This window comes from Halomonas sp. THAF12 (assembly GCF_009363675.1).
GTDB lineage: Bacteria > Pseudomonadota > Gammaproteobacteria > Pseudomonadales > Halomonadaceae > Halomonas > Halomonas smyrnensis.
Map to the genome: position 1 here is coordinate 78,300 of NZ_CP045400.1, position 25,600 is coordinate 103,899.

A 25,600-nucleotide genomic window follows, 5' to 3' on the forward strand; every position below is an offset into this window, starting at 1 on the left:
CGCCCGTGCCCACCTCAGGAAACGATCGTCCGCACGCTTACTCGGCATCAGTCACAACTCCCGGGAACCGGACTGTCGATTGATCGTCACGTTGGCCAGCGCGAGGGGCGCCGCTGTCTGAACCGGCTGGCGCCAGCGCCAGCTCTCGATCTCTGTCTTCCCAGCCGCACAGCCAGGCATTGCGGAAGGCCCGAGAGAAGGTCAGCCGGCCGCAGTCCTTCCGGTAGTCGTAGTAGGGGCAGGCGTGCCGCGGGTCGCCACGGTCGCGGGCCTCCCGACCCTTCCTCTCGGCTCCATCAAGCGCTCGGTTGGCCATGGGGATCTCCTTCTTCTGTTGAGGCGGCCGGCTGCGCCAGCCAGAACGGTAGAGAGGTAAGCCGCCGCCGCCCGGTAACATGCCGCGCCGCCCGCTCGATGGCCGAGGGGTGGCCCACGAGCACCACGCGGCGCTTCCCCCGGGTGATGCTGGTGTAGAGCCATTGGCGCTCGAGCATGTGCCAGTGCGATCGCGCCAGCGGGATCACCACGGCGGGGAACTCCGATCCCTGGGCCTTGTGGCCGGTCATGGCGTAGGCGAGCTGCAACTTGCCGAGGGCATCACTGGTGAACAGCACCTCCCGGTCCTCGAACCGCGCCAGCACTGTCTTTTCCTCCGGGTCGGCCGCCACCACGAACCCGAGGTCGCCATTGAAGACCTCCCGGTTGTAGTCGTTCTCGGTCTGCACGATCTTGTCGCCGGCCGCCCAGCGCCGACCGTTGATCGTCACCGAACCCCGGTCGCCGGGGATGTGGTAGGCCCGCAGTGCGTCATTGAGCGACCGGGTGCCCACCGGGCCGCCGTGCATGGGGGTCAACACCTGCACCTCATGCAGGGTGTCGAAGCCATGCGCCAGCATCTCGGTCGTGGCCACGCGGAACGCCTCCTCGAGGACCAGCTCCGGGTCACTCCCCTCCGGCACCGCGACAATCTCGAAGTCGCTACCCGGGACAGACTGGGGCGGGTGTCCCTGATTGACGGCGTGCGCCTGGACAATGATCTGGGAGCCTTCCCCCTGGCGGCGGATCTGCTGCAACCGGGCGACAGGCACTCGCCCCGAGGCGATCACATCCCGCAGGACGTTCCCCGGACCAACCGAGGCCAGCTGATCTTGGTCACCGATGATGTAGAGCCGGCAGTGGTCGGGCAGGGCGACGACGAGGGCGCGGAACAGCTGCACGTCCACCATCGAGGCCTCATCGATGATCACCACGTCCGCCTCGATCGGGTTGTCCGCATTGAACTCGAAGCCGTTGGCGCCAGCCCCCAGCAGCCGATGGATGGTCGTCGCGGGTCGCCCCGTCGCCTCGCTCATCCGGCGTGCGGCTCGCCCGGTCGGCGCACACAGCGCCAGCTCATAACGACTGTCATCAAGGGTCTGCGCCAGCACCTCGGTCACCGTGGTCTTGCCGACCCCCGGGCCGCCCGTGAGCACCGCCACGCCATAGGCCAGACAGGTCACCAGGGCTTCACGCTGCTCGTCGCTGAGCACGCGCCCATCGGATAGCTCGCCATCGACACTGGCCAGCCCGCAGTCCTCCCAGGGAACCGCTCGGGCCAGCAGAGCGGCGGCGATCGTGCGCTCTGCATTGATCAGCGCCGGCAGGCCCACCAGCCCGCCATCCACCTGCTCCAGTTTCTCGTGCGCCAGCAGCAGCTCAACCACCGAGGTCGTGCGTGCCACGTCCACCTCGAGGAGCTTCGCGCCTTCCGAGGCCAACTCCCCCGAGGTTGCCAACGTGTGGCCCGAGGTTGAGCGGGCATCCACGACATGACGCAGGCCCGCGATGATGCGATCCCGGTGCGTCAGCTCGAAGCCCATCGACCGCGCCATGGTGTCGGCGATGCGGAACCCGATGCCGCGGGTCTTGAGCAAGGTCCGGTAGGGGTTGGCCGACACCTTCGCGATAGTGTCCTGGCCCAGCTGGCGGAACACCGACATGGCCCGCGAGGCGCCGAGGCCGTGCCCCTGGAGGAAGATCAGGGCTTCCCGGGCCTCCTCATATTCGTTCCAGCTGCCGGCGATCCGTGCCGCCTTCTTCTTACCGATACCGGGCACCGCCCGCAGGGCTTTCTCGTCGCCCAGGACATCACGCAGGCCGTCGCCGAAGTGCGCGACCAGTCGTTTGGCGAAGGTCGGGCCGACACCAGCCACCTTGCCGCTGGCCAGGTAGGCGCCCAGTGCCTTCGACTCACGAGGCACCTGGGTCACCAGCCTCTCGGCCTTGAACTGCTGCCCGAAGCGGGGGTGGGTCGTCCAGGCGCCATGGGCCTCTATCGACTCTCCTTCATTGAGCGGCTGGCACACCGCCACGAGGGTCACCTCGCGTTCCTCCGCATCCTGCACCGTCAGGATCTGGAATCCTTCCTCACCGACGAAGCGGACAGCGGCAACCACTCCGCTCAACTGCTCCAGGTTGTCCATGGATCGACCTCACAAAAAAAAGCCCGGCTGGGAAGAGCCGGGCGAAGCGCGGGTGGGAGTCAATAGGCTCTGGCAGAGCGGCGCGACCTATTAGCACGCCCGGGACACGCCCGACTGAAGCGCTGGTACTGCTACGGGGGAGCCCACTGAGCTGAGTGAGAGAGAGAAGCCGGATCAAGGGCCGCTCAGTGGACTCTCCGGTAGCCCCGGTGACCGGGACGACCAGGCGGCTGATGCGCATCCCCAAAGCCGCGTCAGGGGAGAGAGAGGAGACACGGGCGCACTCCGCGTAATTCGGTCGGCAGGGTTTCGCTGTTTCGCCTGCCTATGTGTTGCTATACTAGACGACGATTTATAGGAATGCAACACACCCAGGGAATGGAAGACATCGTATTGTCGGCATGCTCCTGAGCGGGGCGATATTCCGCTCGACAATCCCTACCTAAGGACACCCAACAGGATGACATCACGAGCACTCATTCTGTGTGAAAAGCACTCGGATCAGGCAGACAAGATAGCCCCAGCGCTGGGACTGACTCGCAACGGCTCTTCCTATACCGGCACCTGGAACGGGGTCTCCCTGACGCTGGTATGGGCGGCTGGCCACCTGCTGGCGCCGGTCGAACCTGCCGTTGTGAGCCCTGAGGCCAACTGGCGTGATCCACGCAGCTTGCTGCCTCTGCCTTCCGCTTTTCCGCAGACCCCGACAGACCGGGGGAAGAAGTACCTAGGCAACCTGAAGAAGGCCCTCTCCCAGGCCAGTGAGGTGTGGCTGGCGACCGACCCCGACCGTGAGGGGGAGGCGATCGGCTACGAGGTTCTGCAACACGCGAAATACCGGGGCACGGTGAAGCGCATGTGGCTCACCGGCTCCATGGAAGCGTCTGACGTGCAGGCCGCGGCCAAGCGCCTCCGGGAAGGTGGGGAGACCATCTCCTACTGGCGAGCCCAGCAGGCCCGCGCCAACGCGGATGGCTTCTGGCAGTACCTCGTCCGGGCCTACACCGCGTCCGCCCGCATCGGGCTCATGGGCAAGGATCTGGGCAAGGGGAAGGGCAAGGCCGGCGTCGTTTCTGCCGGCCGTGTGCAGTCCGCCACCCTGGGGCTAGTGGTCGAGCGCGATCGCACGATTGAGGGCTTCATCTCAGTCGACCACTACCAGGCGAAGATCACCCTGGGCGGCGGTGAATTGAGCTATGCGCCGATCGATCCGCCTGCTGGCGCCAGCGGCATCATCAAGCTCCAGGACGATGGCAAGCCGCTGTTCCTGGACCGGGACGCCATGGAGGCTTTCACACAACGCCTCGAGGGCGCCGACACGGCCGACATTCTGACAGCCGACACCAAGCAGACCGCCAAGCACCCGCCGCTTCCCTACAGCCTCACCGCGCTTCAGCGGGACATGTCGAAACAGCACGGGCTGACGGCCACGCAGACCCTCAAGGCGGCCGACGCCATGCGTAGCGATGGCTACCTGACCTACCCCCGGACAGAGCACGGGGAGCTGCCCGCCAGTCTCTACAACCGGGATGACCTGCTGGCGATCCTGGGCGGCGCCGCCAAGGCCGATGACGGGCTCATGGCGCCAGCACGCCTGGCGGGTCGACGGCACTGCCTGGAAGGGGCCGATGTGCCGCGCCCACGATGCTTTACCGATAAGCCGATGAACCACCACGGCATCATCCCCACGCTCAAGACACCGGACCTGTCGGCTCGCTCAGACGCCGAGCGAAAGGTCTACCTGGCATGTGCCCAGCAGTTCATCCAAGCGTTGCTCCCACCGGCCACTGTCGAGTCTCTAAAGGTCAGCGCCAGCGTCGATGTGGAAGACGTGCTGGAGCGCCAGCCAGCGCTGTTCGCCGGCACCTTCAAGCGCGTCGTGGACCCGGGCTGGATGACCGCGTTTCAGGCGCCGAAAGCGCAGAAGGATCTCCCCCCGCTGGTTTCCGGCGCCAGCCTGCCCATCGAGGCCGTGAGGCTTCACGAGGCCCGCACGGAGCCTCCCAAGCACTTCACGCTGGACACCCTGCTGAGCGCCATGCTCAACGCCGGACGACAGGTAGAAGGCGAGGATGCTGCGGCCCTCAAGAAAGCCGAGGGGATCGGCACCCCGGCCACCCGCGACACAGTGATTCAGACGCTCTTCGATCGCGAATACATCGCCACTCAGCGCAAGAGTAAGCAGCAGCTGATCGTGTCCACTCCCCGAGGCCGCGCCTTCATCGATAACACCCCGCGCATGCTCTCCGATGTCCGCGTGACAGCCGCCTGGGAGCGCGAACTCGACGCGATCCAGAACGCCTCCAGCGATGCCGAGGCCAAGCAGCTGCGCGACACCTTTATCACTCAGCAACGCGACTTCATCACCACCCGCATCAACGAGGTTATCGAGACCATGGACACCGCCCCCGAGGCCGTTCGTGAGGCCACCAATGCACCGACCGAGAACATGATCGCCGCTGCCAGGAAGATCGCTGCTTCGCGTGACCTGAAGCTGCCTGAGGGCATTGAGCACAGCTTCGACACCTGCCGCGCATTCCTGGATGAGGTGATGCAGCAGACACCCCCGCCTACCGACAAGATGAAGGCATTGGCGATGCGCCTGGCGGACGAGAACGGCGTCACCCTGAATGGTGAGCTGACCTCCTTCAGGGAGTGCAAGGCGTTCATCGACAAGCACCTCCAGAACGGGGAGCCGACCCCCAAGATGCTGGCTGCTGCTGAAGCCGCCGCCAAACGCTACGGGGTCAAGATTCCCAAGGCCGCCCGCACCTGCGTCAAGGAGTGCAGGCTGTTCCTGAGCGAGCACCCGCGGTAGCCGCGCACGAGGCCCGCCCGGGCACCCCCTGGGCGGGGATAGACACACCAGACCGACCACCTGCATGCCGCTCGAATAGGCCCTTCCCCTCGCCAAGGAAGGGGGCGAGAGAACACAGCTTGAACCCTATCTCCTGAGGGAACAGGCGCCCGCTCTAGACATGGTAGGTGACATAGGAATGACGCATGACCGATAGCGTATCCAGCAGCACCGAGGGGGCTTCCCCGACACAGCGCAAGTCGCGTTATAGACGCACGGTAGACAGGCAAACCTACCTAGACGAGTCCGCCCAAATGGTAGGCGCCCTGAGTCATGACATCACGGCCATCATGGGGGAGTACAACCGCCAGCTAGTAGACCTCCATGAGCGGTTGCGTGAAGCTCAGCCGCGTTCACACGGCGCCGTTTTGATGGACCTCAACCGCTGCGGGTACGGGTGCCTTGGGTGCCCGCATCCGGTGTGGGTGAAGTGGATGGACAAGCAGAAGAACAACCGCCAGTCCGCCTCCAAGTGGATTGCCGTTCGACTGTCTCGCCCAGGCACCGCCGCACGCTCGAAAAGCATCCCAGATGAGGCCCGCGAGCTGATTGCTGAAGCACAGGCACTGATCGAGCGTAGAGCCCGTTTTATCGATCACCTGAAGCGCATCAACAAGGCCATCGGTGCAGCTCGCAGTACACGTCCCGACCTAGGGTTTCAGCACACAGGGGAGGGTGAGTAGAGCACCCTGATACGGTATCACTGACAAGCGACGAACAGGCTCCCGGGGCATCTCGTGGAGCCTTTTTTGTGGCTGGCTGATAGAGCGATAGGACACCGCCAGAGCGTCCCATAGAGCGCTTGCCGGTATGGCACTACAGGCGTCATGGGTGTGCGATCGCCTGGCAGCATCCTTGGGGGTACGAGCGCACCACGGGAGAGTATTCCCAACAGGCAGTGGTGACGACAGTGCGAACGCCTATTCGGCGCGTGAGCGACCACGGCTGGTGTGTTCCTGTCGGGGTATGGGGAAGCCATGTCACCGTGCCTGCGGCTGGCGCTGCCGGCGCGTGAGCAGCCACGGCGAGTGTGTGCCTGTCGGGGTGTGGGGAAGCCATGTCACCGTGCCTGCGGCTGGCGCTTCCGGCGCGTGAGCAGCCACGGCGAGTGTGTGCCTGTCGGGGTGTGGGGAAGCCATGCCACCGTGCCTGCGGCTGGCGCTTCCGGCGCGTGAGCAGCCACGGCGAGTGTGTGCCTGTCGGGGTGTGGGGAAGCCATGCCACCGCGCCTGCGGCTGGCGCTTCCGGCGCGTGAGCAGCCACGGCGAGTGTGTGCCTGTCGGGGTGTGGGGAAGCCATGCCACCGTGCCTGCGGCTGGCGCTTCCGGCGCGTGAGCGAATGGGGCCAGGACCAGCCTGAACGAAGTTCTTTTGGGGCGAATTCTAGGTTTACAAACGAGCAGGGCTAGGCATTTCGAGGCCCGCCTCGTATTCAGGCCGCGGAGCGGCCCATGTGCTTTTCGTATCTCAAGGGACAGTGCCCGATCGTGGCTGCAACTGAGCAGCTTTGCTGCCCTCACAGAACGAAGTCCATACGGGCGAAATTGCAGGATGGGAAGCCACCAGGGCTAGGCATTTCGAGGCCCGCCTCGTATTCAGGCCGCGGAGCGGCCCATGTGCTTTTCGTGGCATGTGTAACGGGTCTCGAGAATTCAACATGAGCTGCGATCGCGCACTACTTAAAGCTCAGAAAAAAGTGCTGATATGACAACCAATTATGGCCAAATATGAGCCCTGATATAGCGTTACTAGAGCACCATAAAGAGCGTTTCATGAGCGGTTATCATCAGAGCACCAACGGTATGCTCTAACTCAGCCAGGCGGCAAGATGCGTCTAACCCGTTCGATTCCCGTAATCATAGTCAAGTCATGGGAACGGGGATCGATTCCCGTACTGGCCAATACCAGCACCGAGGCCCAAAGGCTGTCAGCTGCACCAGTCGGCACGCCGTTCAGGCGCCCTCTGGCCTTGGTAAGGGGATTCGTCTAACTACTCGAGGGGTGCTCGGACCTGAAATCTTCCATGGCCTTCAGCAGGTCCAGGTAGTCAACGCCACCAGTAATCAGCCGGGTCTTGGTGGCTCGCTCGTACATCCAGACACTCCATAGCTTCATGTGGGTAGAGGCCCCATCAAGATCCTTGGGCATCATGCCGCCCCACTCAGGATCATCAGCCATGAAGTGAAGCGCCCTGTCGATTGCACGATCCAGGTCATTCTGAGGCGAGTAGAAGTCCTCCAAACGAACCTGCTCGGCCAGGATCATGACGGCCAGCACTGGATAGTTCAGCCACTCCGCGAATCGCTCAACCACATCCCGGCCCAGGCTGCTGGCCTGGCGACGGCCAGTTTTCAGGTGGCTCAACGTGGAGGGTGCTATGCCAAGGCTCTCGGCCAGCTCATTGGTAGATACCCCTTCGCTTACCGCACGCTCAAAGATGATTTGCACCAGCTTGTAGCCAGGGGTGTCTGGCTCGATTTGCAGGTAGTCACTCCGCGGTCCCTTTGGTTTTCCCTTCTGCCCACCCTTCGAGCCGGGGCCGGGCTTACGCTTTCCGGCCTCAATGACCTTCTTCAGGTCGTCGTTTTCATTGTCGTGATCCAATGCTCTCTCCCATACGCCGGAATTCGACGCCACTCACATGTAACTATACCAGATAACGATTTCTAACGGTCTCGACCTATCCGCACTGACAGCACAGCGGCAAGATTAGTTCGTCGTCATGATAACCCAGGAGACCGAAATGCTCATTGGCCGCGTAGAGCACGACCCCAAAAAGCAGATTCAGGCACAACTGCCTGAATCAACGATCAATCGGCTGGATCAATACCGTGAGCTGTACCAGACCACCTTTGGCGAGAAGGTGTCGACCAGTGATCTTGTCGACCTGATGCTGAGGAACGTCATGGACAGGGACCGCGAGTTCAAGCGGTTCCTGAAGGACCAGGAGCGAAAGGAGAAGCAAGAGGCAAAGCAGCAAGGCCAGGGGGGTGAAGCCCCGGCCGGCGAGCCTCGTGTGGGTGGGGGTGAGGGTAATCACACCTCAGGCGGGGGAGACCGTAAGCACGAACAGCCCAAGCAGGACATGGGGCGCTAGGTCTCACCATGCCGCTTCTGGATGACCTCACGCATTTGCTCGACCAAGGGAACCACACGGTTCCACTTGGTACGCAGCACCCGATGGTTGCCCGTATGCCAGCTACGAATGGAGGTCACGGCCTCGTCAGCGGCTACGGCAATTTGTCGTGGAGTCATCACTTCCATCCAGCGATCCACTGTTGCCTTGACCTCATCAGCGTCGACCCATGCTCCGCCCTCGATTGCCTCATGTTCTTCCATGATCTCCTCGAGGGCGCCCTGCACTCGCTCATAAGGGACTTTCCTAGGGGTTACGCCACCAGTCCAGGCATTCACGGATGCCACGGAAATCTTGCTGTTGAGCTTCGAGGTCAGCAGCTCGGCAATTTTGGCCAGTGTCATGCCGTATTGATCACGCAATGTATTGATGCGGCGGCCCAGGTCACTATCCGTCGAGCTGCGCTCAGCACGCCCACGGGTCGTGGGAATGCTCACTTTGATCTCACAGCCATGCCTTTCAAGCGTATTGATCAAGTCGTTCAGGAGCGTGTCTCGCATGGCTAACCTCTTTGAATACTTGTCGAAACAACCGCCTTCCGAAATGCAGCGATTGGTCGGGTGGACCGCCTCCCGTCTGCACATACCACGGCAATGGCAGGATGACATGCGCCAGGAAATCTACCTTGCCTGGCTTGGGCGGGAGTACGACGCTAGCTATTCCCATGATGCCATCATGAAATACGCTGGCGAAGCTGCCTTCCTAGCCATTAGCACCTGGCGTCGGCATACCGTCCTCCCCGTCACTGTCCATAAGGCGGGTCAGGCGGACAGTGAGCCCCGTGCTGAGCAGTACGATCTGATGGCTGAGCAGATCCCTGGCTTCACCCAAGAGTTCAACGACGAGATCGACACTGAGACTGCCGTGGAGATTGAGCCCACGTCCACCGTCTCAGCGCACCTCATCGACCTTCCGAAACGCTCAGCTCGATCAGGGCTGTCCAACGAGAACCTGCTTGCCCTTCACTGTGAAGGACTGTCAGCTGCCGAAATCGCTGCGGCGGCTGACATGACCGAGCGCAGCGTCTACCGCAGATTGGAACGGCTGAAAAATGGAAATCGTAGTACAGTATAGTAAAATTGCAGCGCTTACGGTAGCGCTCTCAAGCACCGCCCTGGCGGCTGAACAGGATCTCGGAACCCTCGGACCTACCTGGGAAATCGGCGAGCCGGATATGCGTCTGGCGATCGTGGCTGAAGCTCATGGCGTCGACTGGGATTCGGTCCATGAGCACTTGGCTGGTCAGGCCCAGACACACACCAACGACATCCCCGACTGGTATGTACCCGTCGCGGAACATACCGAAACCCATTTCGTTGACCCCTCCTACACCCTTCAAGAAGACATTGAAGCGCTGAAGCGGCAACCGGACGGCACTTACCAGTGGGGCGTCATCTACGAGGCAGGCACCAAGGTTAACCCCCTGGAAAAGGTGCGCCCGCAAAACTGGCTCCTCGTTGTGGATCTCCGGGTGGACAGACAGCGCGAGCTGGCCGTGGAGCTGAAGAAGCGTCACCCGGTCAACCTCACCGTCATTGTGACCGCGGGCGATCCAGGCGATTTGGCCGCTGACCTGGGCCGTGCCGTCTACTTCGCCGAGGAATGGCACTTCGACCGCCTGGGCATCACTCACACGCCATCGCTCGCTGGCGTGCGGGATAGCCGTCCCGACGCGATCGAAGTGACGCACTTCGCTTACCCCTACGATGTCGAGACCCTGGAGGCCCACCTGCCATGAAACGAATGGTCCTTTCCGGCCTGGCTGCCCTATCACTGGCAGCCGCCAGCTTTGCTGCTGCCTCCCCCCTGTCAGGCTCCGCCGCTTGCCAGGGCGAGGTATTCAACCCGATCAACGACCCCAACTGGAACAACATGTTTCCGGTGACAGTGGCGGGCATATCGATGGGGGGCGGTTCAAACCCGCCGTTGATGCACATGGACCCCATCTGCATGTGTCCTGGCCCCTACGGTGTCGACATGCCCGGGATTGGGATGACGTATTGGGAGCCTACTTTCCTTGCCGAGATCGCTCGAACACCCGGCTGTATGTCGACCTTGGGTGGGGTGCAAGTGCTCGAAGGGTATGACGAGCAAACCTCGAACCAGAAGTATGGCTCCGGCCGTGACCACGGCTCTGTTACGAGGATGCAGGTCCACTGGTATATCTACCCCCTGTTCAGCGTGCTCAACATGATGAGTTCGCTCGGGTGCATGAACACTTCGGGGTTCAACCTGGCGGATCTCACCGAGGTAGATCCCACCTGGCAGGACGACACCTGGACCTCGATCGCGTTTCCAGAGTCTGCGCTGTTCGCCAACCCGGTTGGCGCTCTTTCGTGCATGCCAGATGCCGTTGCCTCAGCAGCCGGCCGACCTCTGGACATGATGTTCTGGTGTCAGGGGTCGCAAGGCGTCCTGTACCCCCTGACCGGCTCCAGCCCGACTCACAGTTCGCCTCAAGGAGGCAACCTACACGTCCTCGGAAAGTACATGCAGCGGAAGACCCGCATGGCTGGTCTGCTTTCCACCATCGGGCCATGGGCTGAATGCCAATCGGTCTACCTGCCGAACATGATCCGCAGTCAGTACAGGATCGACCCGGTTGCGCCAGTCCCGAGTAATCAAACCGCTGTTCTGGGCATGTCTGAATTTCGGTGGGGGATGTTGCCACCCGCCAACACAGCTGTCCGCACCGATTCCGCATTCCTCATCTGGGTAGGTAAGCAATGCTGCGCTCTATGACACTCCTTGCACTGGTTCTCACCAGTTCAGCTGCCCTCGGGCAAAAAACACCCGAGGAAGCCGCTCACAGCGCGTTCTCGGCGCTTCAAGGCGAGAGCGCGGCTCAGCTCCCTTTCCCTGGCCAGGGAAGCGCAGAGCGCGTTCTCGAGGCCATGGGGGGAGGTAGCGCCAACTCTGCGGGGGAGGCTGCTGGAGCTGCCATGGTGGAAAACATCCGCAAACCCGGACAGACAGGTGGGATTGCGGACCCCGAGATGGCGGCCGAGTGGGAAGCCTTGCGTGGATCGCTTGGGCTGGGTGAGCAAGACCGCCTGTATTTCTTCATCTCGTTCTCAATGCCGGAAAGCATGATTCGCGGCTATGCCCTCGATGCCGCCCGGGCTGGTGGTGAGCTGGTGCTACGAGGGGTCGAACCCGGGATGGACCTCAGGCAGTTCACCATGGAGCGTCTACTGAAGGTACTGCGTCCAGGCGGGATGACCGCACCGATCCAGATAGACCCTCGTTTGTTCGACACCTATGCAGTCGACAGCGTGCCAACCATCGTGCTCGCCAAAGAAGACCCAATGGGGGTTTGCCAAACCGCAGAGCCCAGGACTGGGGAAATCAATGGTCAGACATTCGACTACAAAGCCTGCCCAGAGGCGGCCCCGGACAGCTACTGGAAGGTCGAGGGGTCAGTGACCGCCCTATATGCCCTAGAGGAGTTCCAGGACCGCGGCGCTAGCAATGCCGCGGTTTACATCGATGCCCTGAAGGGCGAAGGGGCACTTAGCGCATCTGAGCAGCAGGGAATCGACACGGAACGGTGGGAATCACTCACCGATGACCTTGCTGAGCGCAACGCGGAACGCCTCATGGAGCGGTACGAAGGCTCGGATCGCGAGGTTTACGACACGCCAATGGGGCCAGCCGTGGGGCCGAAGGGGCAGAACACTGACCATCTCTGGGAGGAATAGCATGCCGAAGGGCGTTCATCTGAAACTGCTCTTCACGGGGGTCGCTATGGCGGCCCTCGTGCCATTGAGCACGAGTGCGATAGCAGGGCCTCATGAATCGGGCCTGAGCGCAGGCGGCGCCTGGGCAAAAGATTTTGACCCAGGCAAGAGCTTCCAATCGGCGACTTCTGCCTTGGGCCTTGAAGATACCAAGACCTCGGGGGAGCTGGGAGGTGAGGTTGGGCTCCAGGTCAAGCAACAGCAACAGCGGAATTTCCGGTGCCGTGACGGCGCTCGGCTCACCGCAGGTGGAATACGAGTCAATATCGAAGAGTGTCAGCAATCCGATGATGGTGAGTTGCAAAGGCTGAGAGTCGCCGTTTGTGACGCCCTGACACAAGGCATTCGGTGCAGTGACGATCGCTATACGCAGACGCGAGTAGTCCCGGCAGGGGGGGAGGCAGCCTTCAGCGGCGGCGATCTCTACGGTGCTTACCGAGTTGAGGCTGAGTGCTCAGAGACATCCTGTGTGATGACGATGCACCAGCTCCACGGAGATGCCTGGGGTGGCAACGACATGCGGCAGCAGGGGAATGATCGTGTCGATCAAGACCCCAATCACCCCTCTAACACCATCGCGGATGTCCGTGATAACCCGAACTTCGACCAAGGCAGTCAGTATGCCGAAGACCGTTCCAAATGCCTGGGAGGGCAGATAAATCAGCTATTCAGTGAAGGGGATATTCCTGTCTCGTGCGATCCAGAAGATCCTCGAACGATTGACTTCCTGGACATTGACGGGGGAGGGCAGTGCGAACCGGATCGTATTACCCAGGAAACTTGTACCGTTGACATCCCAACACGGCTTGTGACCTGTGAACCAGAATCCAAAACATGTGACGTACAGCGGGAAACTGCTCAATTCACCTGTGAGCGGCGTCTCCAAGTGCAAAAAGTCGGAAGTGAAGCCTGCACACCGGGTCAGGTGGTATATCAATGGCGTCCGTATTCGCATTTGTACCGCCGGTTTGTATGTCAATCATGCCACAATCCGTTCAACTGCCTAGTTTATCAATTTAACCAGAATGGTTCGGGATGGAGGTCATCATTTCGATTCGAGTATTCTAGGAATCTCGGCTGGCACCACCCTCAGCTCATGCCAGGCGCACCGTCCGGTTACTATATCAAGCAAACATGCAGCAATGGGCGCTGCACTATTCACTATCGTCGTAACCCAAGTGACAGCACTAAAAAATATCGCTATGACGAGGCCGCACCGATTTTCAGGGACACCGTGACTGAAAACTGTGAGGCATTTGAGCAACGCCGGCCGGAGACGAACTGATGCTGTACGCGATCAAGGCGCTCGCGCTAATAGCTATTTTGTTGGCCAGCGGTAAGGCAAGCGCACAAAATCTCAATGACTATGCGGAGTGTTATCGAGCAGGCGAGGTGTGTGTCGACGACGCGCCTCGTCAAATAGCTGGGCATACAGTGCATCGCGACTGTTGGCGTTACTCCGTAACATACATGTGTTATGGCGATCCATATAGCAACAGTTGCAACCTGGATGCTTTAAATAGAAGCGATGAATGGGAGCTGGTCAATACATTTGACGAGACCTACCCTGGAACATTTACTCAATACTCAAATGTCCTTCCAGATAGCTGGACAGAAGAGTGGCAGAAAAGTGAATCAACTTGTAGTGCAGACACCTCGTATGGGTGCGGGCCTAACATAAGCAGCGAAGACATCTTAGATGGTTCCGGCAATGTGATTGGCCAGCGGGTTAGAAAGCGGTGCTATATAGGAGAAACACCGCGATGCAACAATGACCCGAATTGCAGCATTACCGAATACGAATGCACAAAAGAGCAGGATGGTTTGTGTGTTCGCCAGGAACAAACGTACACCTGTCGCGAAGAGGGTAAGTGCGATCCAAGCTCCTATGAAGTCATGCCTGAAGTCAGTGATGACGAAGGGGCCTTCTCTGACGCTATCGCCGCAGCAGGCGTTATGGACATGATCGCAGCCGAGGGTGGATTCGATGGCAATATGCGAATCTTCTCCGGGTTTGAGCGAGAGTGCAAAGCGGTTACTAGCGATTTTGTCAGGATGATGGAGTTTAACACCACAATAGGCACTATTCTGGCGACATATTTTGGAGGACCGCTGGGGGCTGCGCTCGCTGGAACTGCAACAGCTGACATTATGAACGCTCTTGAGCACATGGAATGCTGCCAGGACGACCCAGAGGATGTCGTTCTCACAAGCTCGTTTATCTCTATGGCGACCGGCGTTGGTGAAGACTACTGTGATCTCGAGGATGTCGAGCTTGCTGCTGCTCGGATGGCAAAAAGAGCTGTTCAGGTTACCCCTGGCTTCGTTCCAACCAATAATACGCTCTGCACGATCGCGAACTACGTTTACAACGCCCCAGCCAAGGGTGATATGGCTTATGCCAAGCAAATATGCTCGCATTGGACTCGTCCATGGTCCATGGCGAACACTCAAACACAAGTCGATGAGTATCAGCGCTGGTGCGAGTTTGACTCTATGCTGGCGCGGATCATCCAGGAGCAAGGACGCGAGCAGCTTGCCCAACTGGCCGCACAAAATGCAGGAGGAGCTGAAACCAAGACTGCAAGTTTTCCCTTCTACGAATCCACCGGAGGGTGGACAAGCGAGCTTAATGTCAATGGAAACCGGGTAAGATTCTGGAAGTGGAAGGAATCGTGTGCAACAGAGGAAGGCTATACAAACTCGATGCTGACTGGCTATGACTGCCCTTCAAGCCCGGACATTTATGCCGCCGTCTGCTCAGAAGACTCATGTGGAAGTCCACCCGATCACCCGGTCTATGGGTTCAGTCCCGGCTGGGAAACCCATCGACTTGCCGCTGAAGATCATCATGTTAGAGCAGTCAATCGTTACTCAGTCGTGGAGGGCGGGTGCTTTGACGATGGCTCATGCGAGTACAAAGTCCACGCCTGGAAAGCTGGGGCTGGCGGGCAAATGAGGATACCGATCGACATGAAATGGCCGATCAATTTCCCTAACTCAGGTTGGGGAGAGTTCTCATGGGCTCACAACAATGTGCATTTTGAAGCATATACCAACCCACTCGGTACGGAATCACCGGATCGAGGTTTGCGGATGTGCATTGGCTCAGCATACCAGTGTCGTTATGACTCGACGTGGACTGAAGTTGACATCCAAGATGACATTAGCGACATGAACAACTATGTCAACAGCACTCCCCCTGTCACGTTGACTGGTGGTTGCACTGATAGCGAATGTGAGTTTAGAGCCACTGTGGAGGTCAATCTTACTGCAAAGCCTTGGTATACATACTCCGAGAAAAAATATGAGCCTTGCATGCTTGAAGTCCTTGGAAGTTGTGTGGCTGAAGCGTCTACGACTTACGATCGCCAATACAAACCTGACTGCTCCGGTTTCACTATCGATGAGTTCCTAGCACTGGATTTAGGTGATATGGACTTTTCTGAATACGTGGAAACTCTGTCAGAGAAAGCAAAGTCGGAGTTTAACCAGACATGGGCAAATTAAAAATTCAGTCAATCGCGGCTACTTGGTTAACTATTCTTTCTATGGGCTCCCACGGGAGCCCTGTCGAGAGAATAACTGATCAAGCCAACGCTCTTGCATCTGGAGCTGCCTCATCTAAAGAGGTGGTGCAGAATGGCGGGCAACGACCCTTTATGTTCACGCCGAACAACGGCTATGTTGGATTGGAAACTCGGCTTGATGTTTCTATGACTTATACATCGTTTGAGCACGGTGGCCAGAATGTCAGGCAGGTTGAAAAAGCAGTTGTCGACTGGGGGGATGGTTCTAACGCCACGACAGTAACACCCGGCACGCCCGCCTATCACACCTATGGGCATCGCACTAAAGAAGGCTCTATAACGCCAAACGGAAGTGTAGTCTTTACAGGAAGAATCACATTCGTGACGACCTCTGGAGATGCTTATACGGAGCGTTTTCAGTACAGCATGTGGAACAACTTTCTCGACTCGGTTGTACCTGGAGGTAGAGCTTTGCCTAATCAGCTCCTCCCCAGTGTAAATGGCGCAGGTTCAAGCGACAAACTTCCCAGTGGTTTCTTTGATAGGAACAACAAATGAAACATTACTTCCGAAATATCGTAATGCCTTCATTGCTAGCATTTCTTGTTAGCTCCAGTGCATTCGGTCAACAGCCTGAAGAGGAAAGAAGTCGTCTCTATGGTGGACCTGACTCTGGAGGAACAGTAAATAAATCGATCATTACTTATGATTCGGTTGAGTGGCAGACAGCATGGTTCAAGAACCTTGGGGGGCTTCCGCCACAAGAATTGCCGCAAGGTCATGTCGGTGTCCTGGTCTTCGCCGCCTACCCAGGGCACCTCATAAGCCTTCATAGGACCGATTCCACAGCGACACCAACGATCCGTTGCCATCAAGCCCCGCTGCCTGACTCCAAGAGCCATATTGCACCTGCTTCCTGGGCAGCCGGGATCTTCAAGGCTGATGATGTGATTTTGGAGGAGTGCCCATGATTGCCGGAAGGAGGGATGCCCTGGCTCTCACTGCGATCGCAGCCGGGGTGGCCACGGCCACCCCCTGGGCGGCCGGAACGCTGCCTGTGTGGCCTGCGGGGCTGCTTGGCACTATTGGAATGGCACAGCTCACTTGGAGCCAAGCCATGGCTACCCTGGAAAGGATCGATGAGGACTCGCGAGAAGGTTTTGTTCTCCCTTCAGACGAACCGATCGATGACAAAGGCAGCGGTCTTCACATAGGGCTGACAACCGACAAAAACACAAGAGTCAACATGCCTGACAACCTCGGGAAACGACATACCGCGATCGTGGGTCAGTCCGGTGTGGGTAAAACCACTATTGGTGAGTACATCCTCTGGCAGCAGACCGCCAGAGGCGGGGGGTGGCTCTTCATCGATGCGAAGATCGACCGTGATACCCGTGATCACCTCGCTTACATGGCGAAAGTAACCGGACGAGAAGATGAGCTTTATATCATCGATGTCTCCGACCCAGACAATGCCAATACCTATAACCCCGTACTCCACGGTGATCCTGATGAGGTAGCCTCTCGTCTCATGAACTTGATCCCTTCAGCCGAGAACAACCCTGGCGCGGATCACTACCGACAGTCCGCTAACCACGCTTTGACGGTCATTATCGCGGCTTTGCAAGCCTCGGGACAGCTATACCACTTCGGCGATCTCTCGATTCTGCTTCAATCGGACAAGGCGCTTGAAAACCTCGAAAGAATGACTCCCCAGGGATCTGAAAGACGTGCTCTCTCGATCTTCCTTGATCAATTCCGCACCCGGACCAAGGAAGGGACAAAAATCGACCTGAATCGCATGAAACAGACCCTGGGTGGCATGGCCGGGCGTATTGCCCTGTTTGCACAAGGTAAATTCGGCAAAGTCTTTAACGTGTATGCGCCTGAAATTGTCCTTACAGAGATCATCCGAAAAGGTCACATGCTCTACGTTTCCTTGCCGACCATGGGCAAAGATACCGCCGCACTCAACCTCGGTAAGATGATAGTTTCAGATATTCGGTCTGCTGTTGCGCATATACAGGATCTTCCAAAAGGAGAGCGACCAGAGCACTTCATTGCCCTTCTTGATGAGATGGGGGCCTATGTTATGGAGGGCGTGGGCAGACTCTTTGAGCAAGCCCGTTCGGCCAACATTGCCCTAATACCTGCATTCCAGTCGTTTAGTCAGTTGAATCGCGTCTCACCTGACTTCGCTGACATTGTTATTCAAAACACATGGAATAAGATTTTCTTCAAGTTCGGTTCAAAAGATAGCCCGGAAGAGGCTGCTGAAATACTCGGAAAGACCAAAAGGTTCCAGCGATCGGTATCAGTTTCTGCTAACCAAGGTGAAAGTGCCCAGTACCTGCGCACAACACCGCAGTCTAGCATGTCAGATGGTGGGGGCATGGGGGAAAGCTGGCGTGAAATAGAGGAGTTTCGCGTCACCCCTGACCAATTAAGAGCGATGGATATGGGTCATGCGGTAATGATGATGGGGGCGCGGATGTATCACCTCAGAACACCAATGATTAACTACCCAAAGAAAATTCCGTCATTTAAGGCTGTAAAGCGCAACACGAAAATCCCAGCAAACAAGCAGCCGCTGAACTTTGAAGACAGGCTAAATGAATTTCTCACAGATGTGGCATGAGGAAAGCTAGATGATAACTATTGTTTTCTGGGGAACCATCACTATATTCGCAATGTTCCTCTTGGGCGTTCTACCTGGGGTTAAGGAGATTTTTCGTCCAATAATGGACATATTATCAAAAGGCATCGTGGAGGTTGTGAAGTTTGCCGCTGGCTATGTTCTTTGGCTGTTAAAAACGATCATTCACGCGCACCTTGATTTCATTAGCCACCTTACACATTCACGCAGTTATTTCGATCCTGCTGACAAGATAAGGAAATAGAGTAAAGTTTGACATTGAAATCGTCGTACCGTATACTTAAATGACCATCGAATCATGTCGAGCGCTCGGAGGTAATTTATGGCTAAGAATAAACGCAATCCAAAACGCCAGCGGGCGCTCAATGCTCGTCGTCAGGCTGCATCACAACCCAAGGGTTCTTTTATTGCCAATGAACTTCACGAGCTTATTGGAGCCGATAAAGAAAGTGTTGTGAGCGCTGTCAGGTGGCGAGCCAAAGTAAATGTATACCTTATCCTTGGTTTCAATCTTGTAGCTTTTCTCTTTCTCCTTTATCACACCAACGCCAATCAAGGTGGAGTTGTAAGCCATAACAGCCCGTATATCTGGGCCTGCTTTTTTGGCTTTTTTATTCTGCAAATGGTTTTCCTACACCGTTATCGGAGACTTATCCGTAACGCCTAAAAAAAGCCCCCGCCGATGCGGGGGCTTTTTATTACCGTGACTCCATGTTTTCTCTTGGGTCAGCTTCTTCGTCTTGGCCAGGGGCCTGGTCGCGGGGCTGTGCAGAAGCTGGAGGCTCCCCGCTAGAACTTGAGCCCCCACCACTATCACTCGTCCACCCATTACTCGGTGCTTGCGCTGGCTGGGATTGCTCTGATGCCTCCCAAGGTTCACCGCCTGCCTGCTGCCCGGTGCCCATCTCTTGGCCGAGATACCCTCCCTGGTCAGGGGTAACTCCCGGATTAGCCCCGTAGGCGGCCGCCTGGGGCACTTGGCCGCCCTGAGACGCTGCGGGCGTCTCCTGGCCGGAGCCAGCAACCTGTTGGCCATTCTGAGGCCCAGGAGCAATCCCGGGTGTATCAGAGGGTGCCTGATTGGCCGCAGAGCTTTCGGGCTGTCCATTACCTAACTGGGATTCAGGAGTTGGTTGATCCTCACGGAGCTGCCACCTCGTCATGCTGGCTTCCGTGGATTCAACAGTGGGACCAGTCTGCGCTTGCTGGTCTATCTGATCCTGAGTGGGTGGAACCGCTACGTTTGTCGGTTCAAATGTACCATCACCTCCGTACTGGTAATAAGCATGCCCACCTTCACGCTCAACAGCGTAGACGGCATGTGCTTGACCACTCTCGTCCTGGGTATAAAAGGTAGGGACAAACGTATCATTTCCGACTTGGATGTTTGTCCTTTCGCCACCAGTGATCAAGGCATCTGCGTTTGCCTGATCTGCCGCTGCTATATCGCGCCTATCAACTACGGACAAGGCGTCTCCGTTGTCGATCACCTGATAATCGTCAGGCCTTTCCACTGGTGCTTGAGCGGATGCACGGATATTGTCGAGCTGTCCTCCAGTATCTACAGAAAGATCGCGAACTCCCCGATCTCCGATAGGTGAGGTGGTCTCAGCGGCATCTCCTGCTCTTGCGCCCACATCAGAAGTGTTAGCGCCAACAGCTCCAACAACATCGTTTCTTTGGCTGTCAATTTCTGCTTGGTCATCTTCCATTCTTTGATCGACACGACCACGAAGATTGCTCATGTCGGTCTGCATGTCGGAAACAACCTGCGGATTAGCAGGTGTTGGCAGAGAGCCCGACCTGCTGGCTGTCCATTCTTCGTGGGCCTTCTGTTGTGCCTGAACAGCCTCCTGGTAGTCAGTCGAGGCAGCATAAAGCATCGAGGCACGATCCTCACCAGCTCGACTTTCAAGAACTTGCCGGGCTTCACCCTCATTGTATTTGACGGAGTATCTTTCACCGTCAGAACCAGTAACCGACAACGTACCATCCTCGGCGAAGGCGAGCCTTCCGCTGTCGGATTGAGAGACACTGTTTCCCTCTTCCCGAGCTGCCTGCTCTGAGTCAGAAGAGCTTCTTCCTGTCTCACCACGCACTGATCCCTGTCCATAGGCAGATACGCCGGTATTAAGGCTCAGACCGCCTTGAACACGAGCGCCGACTTCCGCAGCAGCCGTAGTGGAAGAGCGTTGAGTTATCTCGGCCATCTCTCTCTCGGAAACACCAGCGTTCTCCATCAGCGAGTTCGTTGCTGCAAGCTCTTCAATGTATCGCTGACCCTGTGTGTCCTGGCTCATTCGAGACCAATCAATATTGCCATCTCTGACATACCCTTGATCTTCAGCATACTGCGTAGCCCCCCGAAAGGTATCGGTCATCATACTCTGGGCTTGCTGACTAAATGCTTCCTTGGCCTCCTGAGTTCTCTGAGTCGCCTCTGAATAGCCTTGGGAGGCTGACATGCTTTCCCTGAAGTCGGCAGCACGAAGACCCACATTCATGTCCTGACCGCTCATATTGGTCACCTGAGAGGCACCAACACCAACATGGTGAGCAGAGACCTCATTGCCAGAGCTATAGCGGTGAGAGGTCTGGTGAGCATTCATGCTCGCGTTGTTCATGCTCACCTGACCAGCCGTTGCCGCACCAGAAGAGATGCTGCCGGCAGCAGCCGCCGCGTGCTGAGATCCAGAAGCCCTGTCCAAGACAGACGTGAAGGCATAGCCACTGCCGGACACCAAGCCCCACATGATGGCAGGCACGAGGGTCGACATGAATCCCGATGCCATCACCATCTTGTCGGACATTTCACTGACGGCCCCCATGTTGGCCATGGTGAGACCATCGGCCAGGTAACCAGTCGTCTGCCCCTGGAAGTACAGCATCATGATGTAATTGACGATCGCAAGGCCTGGCCACCATAGAATGAGCCAGGTCATAACCTGAGCGTAGGAGGTGCCCATTTTCCGTCCGAGGCCTGGCACCAATATGGCGGCAAAGACGATCGGCGCTAGACCAATGACAAATGCCTGCAAGATGGCAAAGAAATATCCCGCCATGTCACGGAACAAGATCGCGGTGCTATACCAGCCTGATTGCTGCGCCCTTCGCGCCTGCTCGATATTGAGTGCCGAGATAAGCTCACTTGAGCCGGTCGCCATTGCTGCGTACTCGTAGGTGCCTGAGTACATTTCGGCGATAGCCGCTTGGGTGGCCAGGCCAGTGGCGTCCTGGACGACACTACCGCCTGATGCCCACCGGAAGGAGTCTTCCAGAGCAGCCTCAGCCAGCGCAGTAGAACCCGCCGCCTGCTGAAGCCAGAATGGGGATGACTCCCCCATGCCGTTCAGCAGTGAAGGTGCAGAGGCCTGCAAGCGATTGTCTATCTTTGTGTAAGCCGTGTCACAGGCTTCCATGCCGCCATTAGGATCTGAAGAATCATATACCACTGTGTAAACAGCCGGATTCAAGTTAGAACCAAGAATGCCCCAGGCATTTTGGGACGTAATGAGCGTGACCGGAGCAATACTTCCATTAAAGATATTGGGGAGAGCACAGTCATTTAAAAAGCTCTGGATACTTGATCGAAGGTAGGGATCGGTAAGCCGAATGCTTTTCATGTCATTCAGCATGCTCGCGGCCATTCCCACAGGGGCACCTTCAGAGAGCCTGAGGTTCGCAAAGTTCGGCGTTGTGAAGTTGGACTCAATGCTACTGGTCGCCCACATCCCGATTTCGGAGATGACAACGGCAGGTAGGCCAATAGCCGCGGGGACTCCCTCGATGCGTTGGGTAAACTGCGGAGCACCAGTTCCATCCCACACCATGTCTTCAACGAAAATATCTATTTTCAAGCTGAAAAGCATGTAAACCGTTAGCAGCATACCTGCAAAATACATGGCAATCTTCTGCAATGTGCCAGCGAGAATTCCGGTGAAGCACATCGCCAGAAAGCCTGCCATGGCCAGTAAAAGCGTCAGGTTACGAAACCCAGGGTTAGAAGCCGGGTCCGTCATGCGTTTGATCGCCTCGAGGATCTGCGCAAGGGCATAGCCATTACCGTAACCATAGAAGGTCCAGGTATCAGCACCCCCGCCCGGGCTCATAGTTTCGGCGATCGCCATTCCCGGTAGGAGCACCAAAGCAATAGCCGTCAGGCCTATTCCTAGCCACCTCATCAGTTCACCTCCCGGGCCATGTCACGGGCGAAGTTCATGCCGGAGAGCCCCATGGCATGAAGGTTGCGGAGTGTTGAACGATTGATTCGGTCAACCTGTGACATGATGTTTTCCTGCGTCTCGGCCATCAGGTTGATTTGCTGTGCCTTTTCAGAAGTCAGGGCAACAAGTTCATTCTGTGCTTCCCTGAACTCCCGAAGAACCTCGGCTGGCACTGAGGAAGTCACTGATGTCTTTGCCGTCGCCTGTACAGCATGACGGATGTACTCAATGGAAATCATATAGGCAAGGATCATTGAGTTACCTACAACAAGGTCATAAGCAATCTCTGGGTAGGTAGCAGCGACGTTAACCGCCTGGTAAAGCGGGAATGGCGCAGCAGCAATAATTGCCTTCTGAGACGAGGAGAGCGGGGTTCCTGTAGCGACATTCTCTACAGCCCCCTCTAGCTCAGTCACCACAGTTGTCAAGAAGCCTTGCCCTAACGATAGGTCTTCTACCTTGCTTCTTTGTGGCGCCCAACAATCCCTCAGATCACTGCTTTGGCAGGTGTAAATCTCCATTTTTTGACCGGAGCTACCCTCCTGCCAAACCTTGTCTTCACAGAACTCATTTATAAAGTCCGCGTACTGGATTTCTGATGGTGATGCCCGCTCACTTCCGCAAAGGAAAACATCCAGCATGGCATCCCCCGTCTCTATCGTAGGCGGATATGTGTTTGCATCACCATTGCCATTTTTATTCCTAACCTCTGTACCAATCCAGCTCATAAGAAGCTCGGCAAATATCTTGTTTTCACTCCCCATATTGTTTGAGCCGTCTTTACCCGGTGCTATGCCTGCCTCTTGGAGGCCGAGCCATGTGCGATTGCCATCTATGTCCATCGCGAGGGCTCGGTCACCTTCATTCGCATCAAGATGGTCACGAATTTCACTGCCAGCATCGCCGCTTGAGTCGCAGGTATCCTGTTGGGCAGCGAGCCAGTCACTTTCCACCCCTTCAAACATGCCCACAGAACTACACCAAAGGTTGCTCAGCTCACCTGAGTAATCTGGAAAGCCATCTACGATGGCCTGGGCTGCCTCACAGCTGTCCTGGGAGAGCTTGGCGGCTGCCTGAGCCATGCGTTGAGCAAACTCCAGGACATCGCCACATATTGGACAAAGCTGCTTCAACGCCAGCTGGAAGGAGAGGGCGACAACCCCCTGTGCGATCTGTTGCAGCATTTGCTGGATCTGCTCGCTGTCAATGTACGAGAACCCGCCAAAATGGGCATCAATCCCGTTGCATCCGACCTCGAGCCTTGGTGGATCGATATTCACCAACGAGTAGCGATTCTGCGAGAACCGCATTGTCATGCCACCCGCGGAGTACCCATGTCTCGTCCGGGTTTCAAATGCTGTGGCACTCGTTGAACTACTGAAACCACCGCCAGCACTTGAAAGTCTATCGAACGCATCATTCAGGGCGCTCGCCTCTGCCTGCCCGATCGTAGCGGTTAGCGACATTCCCGTAAGTACGGAGGTCGCCACCATGGTTGCTATCTTTTTGCGGTGAAACATTACTCAACTCCTTGGGGAATGCCGGCGCCCAAACCACCGGACGACCGTTCAAGCATGTCGGGAACACTGAAATCGACTGCCGGACCTCCGCCGTCACTGACGGCGTTCAGGCCTTGCTCTGCCGCTCGCTGAATGGCACCAAAGAAAACCTCAATGCGTGATGTGATTCGTTGGGCTGCCTCTACTCCACTGGAGACCCGGAACCAGAGGTCATCCTGGGGGAGGTGTAGCCAGAGATCCGGGACAGCTTCGATGGCCAGGTGGCCGGCTGCCTCGACCGATCGCCCCGTGGTATCGCAGGTCTCGGTGAAGTCCGACATGCACACGTTATCGAGGGGGGCGTTATAGATGGTGAGCCCCGTGCGGCGGCCGATCTGCTTCATCACAGGCTGCATGTCATGACAGAACTGGCAGGCTGATCGGGTAAACCAGACCAGAAACCCACCTTGATCGTTAATCTCGGCCATGACCGCGTTACGCTTGCCATCCTGAGCACGAGACGCCGCTCGCAGCCCGAAGGAAGATACTGGGCTATGCACTAGGGGGTTCAGATCCTGGTTCTGGATCTGATTCCACTCCCACATGCGCGACATTGTGATGGCCTGATCGACGGCCCAGCGCATGTAGCGCTGGAACCGCTCGACGGTCTCCGGGTTGTTGGGGCTCATCACGGCCTGGTTCAGCAGCATGTCACGCTGCTTGGCCTGGAACTCGAAGCTCCCCTGCGGGTCCACGAAGCCGCATGACGGCTCCCACTCGTCAGGGTCGGTGCAGTCAATCTCCTCCTCTTTCGGCTCTTCACGAGGCTCCGCGATGACCTCTGGAGGCTTTTCCTGCTCTTCCTCCTCTTCATCGTCATCCAGGTGGCCCCAGAACCAGCCACATTCCTTGGGATTGCTGGAATCCAGGCAAGCGCGGTTCGAGCCGACCTCTGTTTGTGCCTCCAAGACCGGCGATAGCGCCAGCAGCGACAAGAGCAAGGGGGCCAGCACTTGGCCAGCCAGTAGGTTTCTCATAGCACGAAGCTCCGAATAGAAATTGCCGCAAGCGCCCATGCGGCAAGCACGGGCCAGAATTCCGAAGTGCCGCCATCCCATAGATTCAAGGAGTGACGCTTACCGGGGTGCCAAACGGGCACCCCGGAGGGGGTTCCTGCATCCCCCGCAATATGCGAGAGACCTCCGATGACGAACCCCAGGAGAGCCGCAGCTAAGAGAGGGGTTTCATCGAGCCACAGCCACGCGGCCACCGCTCCCCCTGCCCAAGGAAGGAGCCAATGCGTCACGGTCCTATGAGGGATCAGCGTGGTCGGCCCGAACCGGATCTCCATCCAATCCGGGGCAGTTGAGCCAGGTAGCGCCAGCGCCACCACCGCAAGCCCCGGCATGCCTCCATACATGGGCGTGATCGCCGCTCCTGCGGTCACACCAAACGCCAAACCAAAAAGCCGGTGCGCATTGCCGGTCACAGGGCCTC

General features: G+C 57.7%; 21 protein-coding genes. 13 read left to right on the top strand and 8 right to left on the bottom strand.

Going from position 1 to position 25,600, the window contains the following annotated elements; all coding sequences use genetic code 11:
- Window positions 1–37: 37 nt before the first annotated feature.
- Together FIU88_RS19585 and FIU88_RS18245 are read right to left on the bottom strand one after the other, a co-directional pair.
- The gene (locus FIU88_RS19585) at window positions 38–397 is read right to left on the bottom strand and encodes an Rmf/CrpP family protein (protein ID WP_367613886.1); all 360 of its coding nucleotides are present in this window, start codon (window positions 395–397) and stop codon (window positions 38–40) included.
- Window positions 297–2,462: an ATP-dependent RecD-like DNA helicase gene (locus tag FIU88_RS18245; protein ID WP_152480374.1), complete on the bottom strand. Its 2,166-nt coding sequence runs from the start codon at window positions 2,460–2,462 to the stop codon at window positions 297–299. The genes FIU88_RS19585 and FIU88_RS18245 overlap by 101 nt, the downstream gene beginning before the upstream one ends.
- Before the next feature lie 460 nt (window positions 2,463–2,922).
- Here FIU88_RS18245 and FIU88_RS18250 point away from each other — a divergent pair, with 460 nt between their 5' ends.
- Both FIU88_RS18250 and FIU88_RS18255 read left to right on the top strand, forming a co-directional pair.
- Window positions 2,923–5,280, top strand: a complete 2,358-nt coding sequence (locus FIU88_RS18250) for a DNA topoisomerase (RefSeq protein ID WP_152480375.1) — start codon at window positions 2,923–2,925, stop codon at window positions 5,278–5,280.
- Window positions 5,281–5,465: 185 nt separating this feature from the next.
- Entirely contained in the window at window positions 5,466–6,002 is a 537-nt protein-coding gene (locus FIU88_RS18255) for a hypothetical protein (protein WP_152480376.1), read from the top strand.
- A gap of 1,303 nt (window positions 6,003–7,305) precedes the next feature.
- On the opposite strand, the gene FIU88_RS18260 is transcribed toward FIU88_RS18255, so the two are convergent.
- Window positions 7,306–7,923: a helix-turn-helix transcriptional regulator gene (locus tag FIU88_RS18260; protein ID WP_152480377.1), complete on the bottom strand. Its 618-nt coding sequence runs from the start codon at window positions 7,921–7,923 to the stop codon at window positions 7,306–7,308.
- A 139-nt stretch (window positions 7,924–8,062) separates the two neighbouring features.
- Between FIU88_RS18260 and FIU88_RS18265 the strand changes: the two genes are divergently transcribed.
- The gene (locus FIU88_RS18265; RefSeq protein WP_172977778.1) at window positions 8,063–8,416 is read left to right on the top strand and encodes a DUF2274 domain-containing protein; all 354 of its coding nucleotides are present in this window, start codon (window positions 8,063–8,065) and stop codon (window positions 8,414–8,416) included.
- Here FIU88_RS18265 and FIU88_RS18270 read toward each other — a convergent pair.
- Entirely contained in the window at window positions 8,413–8,955 is a 543-nt protein-coding gene (locus tag FIU88_RS18270) for a hypothetical protein (RefSeq protein ID WP_152480379.1), read from the bottom strand. The genes FIU88_RS18265 and FIU88_RS18270 overlap by 4 nt on opposite strands.
- On the opposite strand from FIU88_RS18270, the gene FIU88_RS18275 reads away from it, so the two are divergent.
- The 10 genes from FIU88_RS18275 (at window position 8,954) to FIU88_RS18320 (ending at window position 19,048) form a co-directional block, all read left to right on the top strand.
- Window positions 8,954–9,529, top strand: a complete 576-nt coding sequence (locus FIU88_RS18275) for a hypothetical protein (RefSeq protein WP_152480380.1) — start codon at window positions 8,954–8,956, stop codon at window positions 9,527–9,529. The genes FIU88_RS18270 and FIU88_RS18275 overlap by 2 nt on opposite strands.
- Window positions 9,507–10,193, top strand: a complete 687-nt coding sequence (locus FIU88_RS18280) for a hypothetical protein (protein WP_152480381.1) — start codon at window positions 9,507–9,509, stop codon at window positions 10,191–10,193. Before FIU88_RS18275 ends, FIU88_RS18280 begins: the two co-directional genes overlap by 23 nt.
- The gene (locus FIU88_RS18285; RefSeq protein WP_152480382.1) at window positions 10,190–11,197 is read left to right on the top strand and encodes a TraU family protein; all 1,008 of its coding nucleotides are present in this window, start codon (window positions 10,190–10,192) and stop codon (window positions 11,195–11,197) included. Before FIU88_RS18280 ends, FIU88_RS18285 begins: the two co-directional genes overlap by 4 nt.
- A 200-nt stretch (window positions 11,198–11,397) precedes the next feature.
- The gene (locus FIU88_RS18290) at window positions 11,398–12,156 is read left to right on the top strand and encodes a type-F conjugative transfer system pilin assembly protein TrbC (RefSeq protein WP_172977779.1); all 759 of its coding nucleotides are present in this window, start codon (window positions 11,398–11,400) and stop codon (window positions 12,154–12,156) included.
- A gap of 1 nt (window position 12,157) precedes the next feature.
- Window positions 12,158–13,480: a hypothetical protein gene (locus FIU88_RS18295; RefSeq protein WP_152480384.1), complete on the top strand. Its 1,323-nt coding sequence runs from the start codon at window positions 12,158–12,160 to the stop codon at window positions 13,478–13,480.
- Window positions 13,480–15,705 carry a conjugal transfer protein TraN gene (traN, locus tag FIU88_RS18300; RefSeq protein WP_152480385.1) on the top strand — a complete coding sequence of 742 codons (2,226 nt, stop codon included), beginning with the start codon at window positions 13,480–13,482 and terminating at the stop codon, window positions 15,703–15,705. The genes FIU88_RS18295 and traN overlap by 1 nt, the downstream gene beginning before the upstream one ends.
- Entirely contained in the window at window positions 15,693–16,283 is a 591-nt protein-coding gene (locus tag FIU88_RS18305) for a hypothetical protein (RefSeq protein ID WP_152480386.1), read from the top strand. Before traN ends, FIU88_RS18305 begins: the two co-directional genes overlap by 13 nt.
- On the top strand, window positions 16,280–16,696 hold the full coding sequence (locus FIU88_RS18310; protein ID WP_152480387.1) for a hypothetical protein: 417 nt from the start codon (window positions 16,280–16,282) through the stop codon (window positions 16,694–16,696). Before FIU88_RS18305 ends, FIU88_RS18310 begins: the two co-directional genes overlap by 4 nt.
- A complete protein-coding gene (locus FIU88_RS18315; protein ID WP_152480388.1) occupies window positions 16,693–18,363 on the top strand; it encodes a type IV secretory system conjugative DNA transfer family protein in 1,671 nt (556 codons plus the stop codon). The genes FIU88_RS18310 and FIU88_RS18315 overlap by 4 nt, the downstream gene beginning before the upstream one ends.
- A 340-nt stretch (window positions 18,364–18,703) precedes the next feature.
- Window positions 18,704–19,048 carry a hypothetical protein gene (locus FIU88_RS18320; protein WP_152480389.1) on the top strand — a complete coding sequence of 115 codons (345 nt, stop codon included), beginning with the start codon at window positions 18,704–18,706 and terminating at the stop codon, window positions 19,046–19,048.
- Window positions 19,049–19,079: 31 nt separating this feature from the next.
- On the opposite strand, the gene FIU88_RS18325 is transcribed toward FIU88_RS18320, so the two are convergent.
- From FIU88_RS18325 to FIU88_RS19590, 4 genes are read right to left on the bottom strand one after another with little or no spacing between them, the layout of a single operon-like run.
- A complete protein-coding gene (locus FIU88_RS18325) occupies window positions 19,080–22,562 on the bottom strand; it encodes a conjugal transfer protein TraG N-terminal domain-containing protein (RefSeq protein ID WP_152480390.1) in 3,483 nt (1,160 codons plus the stop codon).
- Window positions 22,562–24,124: a conjugal transfer protein TraH gene (locus FIU88_RS18330; RefSeq protein ID WP_152480391.1), complete on the bottom strand. Its 1,563-nt coding sequence runs from the start codon at window positions 24,122–24,124 to the stop codon at window positions 22,562–22,564. The genes FIU88_RS18325 and FIU88_RS18330 overlap by 1 nt, the downstream gene beginning before the upstream one ends.
- A complete protein-coding gene (traF, locus tag FIU88_RS18335) occupies window positions 24,124–25,140 on the bottom strand; it encodes a conjugal transfer protein TraF (protein WP_172977781.1) in 1,017 nt (338 codons plus the stop codon). Before traF ends, FIU88_RS18330 begins: the two co-directional genes overlap by 1 nt.
- A complete protein-coding gene (locus FIU88_RS19590) occupies window positions 25,137–25,592 on the bottom strand; it encodes a metal-dependent hydrolase (protein WP_172977782.1) in 456 nt (151 codons plus the stop codon). Before FIU88_RS19590 ends, traF begins: the two co-directional genes overlap by 4 nt.
- Window positions 25,593–25,600 lie beyond the last annotated feature (8 nt).